Raw genomic sequence first — 5,323 nt, 5'->3', positions numbered from 1 at the left:
CACGGTCCCGATGGGTCGGGATCCTTTGGGCCCTCCCTTGGGCGCTCCGGATGGGCCTGGCGGTGTCTCTCCTGCCCTACGCCTGGACGAAGATCTTTCACGTTCAGATGGGTTACGCCGACTACGCCGATGCTCTTGTCCAATACGGCGAGATGAGCCCCATGGGACTGCTGTGGCGCTTCATGGCGTTCTCCCCGACCGTGCAGTTTCTGGCAGGCCTGGCTGAGCTGATCGCCGTCATCCTGCTGCTCTTCCGGCGCTCAGCCTGGCTCGGTGCACTCATCGCTGCTCTGGACATGAGCGTCGTCTTCCTGCTCAACCTGACGTTCGACGTGCCGGTCAAACAACTGTCCGGAGCGATGGCGCTGGTGGGTCTCATCCTTCTCATCCCCAATGTGCCTCGAGTCGTGCGATTCGCACTCGGGCGCAGCGTCGGACCTGCAGTCAGCGGCCTCATCAGGCGCAACCGGATCTTCGTCCAGATCACTCGCTGGGTATCCCCGATACTCGCCATCGTCGTCATCATCGGCAGCGGTCTGGCAACCGGTATCAGCCTGAGGTGGGGCAGCCCTGGAACTCCGGAGGAGATCTCAGGTGTCTACACTGTCACGGCGTCAGGCAAGACGACCCCGATCGAAGGCACCGACCACACGACCGCGGACATCACTCAGATCGCGTTCGGGCAGATCGGGTCCCGCAGCGGCAAGAGAATGAGCGTGCGGTATTCCGATGGTGACTTCCAGGACGGCGTCTACAGCGTCGACGGTCAATCGATCACAGTGGAGCTCTTTCCGGTCCGGAAAGGTGCTCAGGCGCCCGTTCGCGGTCCTTCCGGCACCATTGAATTTCGGTACTCGACGACCGGGGATGGGGAGTTCTCCCTGCGGACAGAAGACTCGGAACTGACACTGCACAACGATGACGAGCGACGTTCCCTCTTCGACCGCGACTTCCGATGGGGTCCCGAGGCACCCGTGAATCGCTGAAGGGCGATGAATGATTTGGGGCCCCGCCGATCGGCAGGGCCCCAAATCATCTGTCCAGGTTCCGGCAGATCAAGAGCTGCTTCAACGACCGAACAACTTCGAGAACAGGCCCTTCTTCTTCGGCTTGGCCTCCTTGCTCGGTTCTTCCTCGATCGGAGTCTCCGGCGCGACGGGTTCGACAGACCCGTCTGCACGCGGTCGTTCGTCTTCCGGCTGCTGCTGTCCGCGTGCGGCATCCGAAACCTCCGCCGCAGGCTCTGCGGCTTCGTCGGCCCGAGCCTCGGCCGCCGGGTTCGCCTCTGCTGCCGGCTGCTCGTCCGGCACGGACTTCGTGGGTGCAGTTTCCTCCGTTCGAGCAGGCGCCGGAGTTGCCGGGGCCGTCTCAGACTGTGCGGCAACATCGTTCGCGGCGGAAGCGGAAGCCGAATCCGGCGTACGGGGGGCGGCGGCCGCCTCGGCGGGGGTGCCCGTGGATCCCCCGGCGGCGGCGAACTGGTCGGCGGCCTCACCCGCCAAGGGAGCGTTCAGATCGCAGTTGGAGATGCGACGCTCATCGTCGAAAGACAGGTCAGCGGAGCCGTCGGCGAACAGCATCCGCAGCCCACCCCCGGGCAGCTCTGCCGTCGGAATGCCGCGTTTGGCGACGTATGCCTCGACAGCCGCCCGATGATCGGTCACCGTCGTCTGCGTCAGACCCTGCATGAGCGCGCGCACAGAGACCTTGACCTGCGGTGCGGGCAGGGCGACCTCGGCGGCATCGACGAGCAGCCATACCGTGGTCCCGGCACCGGCGGCGGCAGGATAGTGGGCCCACTTGTCGGTGGCCTCCTTCGACGCCAGGGTCAGGCGCAGTGCGAGCTCCTCATCGAGGGAGAGCTCCGGTGTCGTGAGCTCGGTGACATCCTCGGCGGCCCCGAACTTGCGCACCTCGTGGGAGAGCCCGACGACGGCATCGGGGAAGTCATTGACGTTCTCCCATCCCCACAGCCACGTCTTCTCCCTGCCTGACTCGGAACCGAGCAGATGTGGTCGGGCGCGCAGAACGCCACCGTCGGCCGACGTGAACGTCAGATGCGGGTCGGAGCTGAAGTCGACTTCCCACTCGGCGTCGGCGATGAGCGCACCGAAATGCGTCTGCACCTCCGTCGAGTAGAAGACGGCGCGATTGACCAGGTCCTGCAGAGTTGAGCTCATGGTTTCAAGCGTATGCGGGAGCGCCCGAGAATCGAGGAGGCACGCGGTGCGATGGCCGTGTCAGCGCCTCATAGTGGAGTAGATGTCTCAGCAGAACTGCGGGAATCATCGTCCGAACAGATACTTCGGGGACGAGAACTCATGTAAGGTAGTCTGTTGCGCTTCGCAACTCTCATGACTCCATCATCAGCCTTTCTTCACTCAGGACGTTCAACGTGGCCTTACTCCGCCTGTCCCTGAAATACGCCAAAAACTACTGGCCGTTCATCATTCTGGTCGTCATCCTGCAGTTGGCCTCGACCATCGCAGCACTGTACCTGCCCAGCCTCAACGCCCGGATCATCGACGAAGGAGTCGCCAAGGGCGATACCGACTTCATCTGGTCGACGGGTATGACGATGCTGCTCGTCTGCCTCGTGCAGGTCGTCACCGCGATCACCGCGATCTACTTCGGCGCCCGCACAGGGATGGGCGTCGGCCGCGACCTCCGCAGAGCGATCTACCGCCAGGTCGACGACCTGTCGATGCTCGAGGTCGGACGATTCGGCTCCGCCACCCTCATCACCCGCAACACCAACGACGTCCAACAGGTTCAGATGCTGGTGCTCATGACCCTGAACTTCATGGTCTCGACCCCGATCATGTGCATCGGCGGCATCATCATGGCCCTGCGAGAAGACGCCGGGCTGTCCTGGCTGGTGTGGGTGTCGGTGCCCGTCCTCTTCATCGTCGTCGCCATCCTCGTCTACCTCCTCATGCCGCTGTTCCGCCGCATGCAGGACCAGGTCGACGACATCAACGGCGTTCTGCGCGAACAGATCACCGGCATCCGCGTCATCCGCGCCTTCGTCCGCGAGCCCTTTGAGACCGACCGGTACGCAGACGCCAACCGTGCCCTGACCGAAACCTCGGTCAAGGTCGGCAACCTGTTCGTGCTCATGTTCCCCGCCATCATGATGATCCTCCACCTCGCGACCGCAGCCGTCCTGTGGTTCGGCGGCCACCGCGTCGACGCCGGACAGATGGAAGTGGGATCGCTGACCGCGTTCCTGCAGTACCTGCTGCAGATCCTCGTAGCAGTGATGATGGGCGTATTCATGATGATGATGATTCCGCGCGCCGTCGTCTGCGCCGAACGCATCGCAGAGATTCTCGACACCCGCAGCACGATGACCAACCCGAGCGGTGTCGCGGAGCTGCCCGGTCGCGGCGAGCTCGAATTCCGCAACGTCACCTTCGGATATCCCGGCGCCGAGGTGCCTGTGCTCGAGGGACTGACCTTCACAGCCCAGCCCGGAACGACGACCGCGATCATCGGCTCGACCGGCTCCGGCAAGTCCACGATCGTCAACCTCATCCCCAGACTCATCGACCCGCAGGCAGGCGAGATCCTCATCGACGGCACCCCCGTCACCGAGTTCAACCGCCACCAGCTGGCCCAGCTGATCGGTCTGGTCCCGCAGAAGCCGTACCTGTTCTCCGGCACGATCGCCTCGAACCTGCGCTTCGGCAATGAGGACGCCACCGATGACGAGCTGTGGGAGGCCCTGCGCATCGCTCAGGCCGACGACTTCGTGACCGAGAAAGAAGACAAGCTCTCAGAACGCGTCGCCCAGGGAGGCACGAACTACTCCGGTGGGCAGAGGCAGCGTCTGTGCATCGCCAGAGCCCTGACGGTGAAGCCGCAGATCTACGTCTTCGACGATTCGTTCTCCGCCCTCGACGTCGCCACCGATGCCCGCTTGCGAGCCGCCCTCGACGAATCGACGGGGGAGGCCACCGTCATCGTCGTCGCCCAGCGCGTATCGACTATCCGGGACGCCGATCAGATCATCGTCCTCGAAGCCGGGAAGATCGTCGGCCGCGGCACCCATGAGGAACTCGCCGAGGCGAACCCGACCTACCGCGAGATCATCGAATCCCAGCTGACCACGGAAGAGGTGAACTGACATGGCCGACAACACCTCAACCGAAACTGTGGTGGCGGGGGAAGACGAATACATCCCGAGGGGCGAGGAACTGGAGATGAGCGGAGGCACACCTCCGCGCAAGGCCAAGCACTTCTGGCCCTCGGTCAAACGGCTGTTCGGACTCATGGCCACGGAGAAGAAGGGCATGTTCTACGTCGTCGCCCTCGTCGTCGGCTCCGTGGTCCTCACCGTCATCGCTCCCAAGGTCCTCGGCAAGGCGATGGACGTCGTCTACTCCGGAGTCATCGGTGCCGGGCTGCCCGCAGGTGCGAACATCGACGACATCATCGCCGGGGCCCGCGCCGAAGGCCGCGACGACTTCGCCGATATGCTCGCCACCGCCGAGGTGGTGCCCGGGCAGGGAATCGACTTCACCGCCCTCGGGCAGATCATCATCGCCGTCCTGCTCATGTACCTCGTGGCCTCGATGCTCATGTGGGCGCAGGGGTATATCCTCAACGCCCTGGTCATGCGCGTGGTCTACCGACTGCGTGAGGACATCGAACGCAAGATCAACCGGCTGCCGCTGCGCTACTTCGACACGAGGCAGCGCGGCGACGTGATGTCGCGAGTGACCAACGACGTCGACAACATCCAGCAGGCCCTGCAGCAGGCGTTCTCGCAGCTCGTGCAGTCGGCGCTGACGATCATCGGCATCGGCGTGATGATGTTCATCGTGTCCTGGCAGCTCGCACTGCTGGCGCTCATCGCTCTGCCGCTGTCGGCGATCATCGCCGGTGTGATCGGCGCCCGTTCGCAGAAGCTGTTCAAGGCGCAGTGGAAGCACACCGGTGAGGTCAACGGACACGTCGAAGAGTCATTCTCCGGTCTTGAGATCGTCAGGGCCTTCGGTCGTGACGAGGTCATGCTCGAGGAGTTCGACCGTCGCAACGAATCGCTGTACAAGGCTTCGGCAGGAGCACAGTTCGTCTCCGGCATGATCATGCCCTCGATGCAGTTCGTGTCCTACCTCAGCTATGTCCTCATCGCCGTCGCCGGCGGCCTCAAGGTGGCGACGGGACAGATGACGCTCGGTGATGCGACCGCGTTCATCCAATACTCGCGCGAGTTCTCGCAGCCGATCTCCGAAATGGCCGGTGTCGCGAATATGCTCCAGTCCGGTGTCGCCTCGGCGGAGCGGACCTTCGAACTGCTCGACGCCGAGGAGGAGGA

General features: G+C 63.7%; 4 protein-coding genes. 3 read left to right on the top strand and 1 reads right to left on the bottom strand.

What is annotated here, in order from left to right:
- A partial coding sequence (locus ACTIIH_RS15825) for a DoxX family protein (RefSeq protein ID WP_441452790.1) occupies positions 1-986 on the top strand: 986 nt, incomplete at its 5' end.
- Positions 987-1,067: 81 nt separating this feature from the next.
- Here the strand turns inward: ACTIIH_RS15825 and ACTIIH_RS15820 are convergent.
- Positions 1,068-2,180: a DUF6882 domain-containing protein gene (locus tag ACTIIH_RS15820; protein WP_441452789.1), complete on the bottom strand. Its 1,113-nt coding sequence runs from the start codon at positions 2,178-2,180 to the stop codon at positions 1,068-1,070.
- Positions 2,181-2,395: 215 nt separating this feature from the next.
- Here ACTIIH_RS15820 and ACTIIH_RS15815 point away from each other — a divergent pair, with 215 nt between their 5' ends.
- Positions 2,396-4,129, top strand: a complete 1,734-nt coding sequence (locus ACTIIH_RS15815) for an ABC transporter ATP-binding protein (protein ID WP_441092110.1) — start codon at positions 2,396-2,398, stop codon at positions 4,127-4,129.
- 1 nt (position 4,130) lies between these two features.
- Positions 4,131-5,323, top strand: a 1,193-nt coding sequence (locus tag ACTIIH_RS15810) for an ABC transporter permease (RefSeq protein WP_441452788.1), incomplete at its 3' end; no start/stop codon positions are given.

Source organism: Brevibacterium sp. (assembly GCF_052105255.1).
Lineage (GTDB): Bacteria > Actinomycetota > Actinomycetes > Actinomycetales > Brevibacteriaceae > Brevibacterium > Brevibacterium linens_B.
This window is presented reverse-complemented; position numbering and strand designations above follow the sequence as displayed.

Excerpts from the sequence above, each read along its gene's own strand:
- ACTIIH_RS15820 (WP_441452789.1), bottom strand. The coding sequence starts at position 2,180 with ATGAGCTCAACTCTGCAGGACCTGGTCAATCGCGCCGTCTTCTACTCG.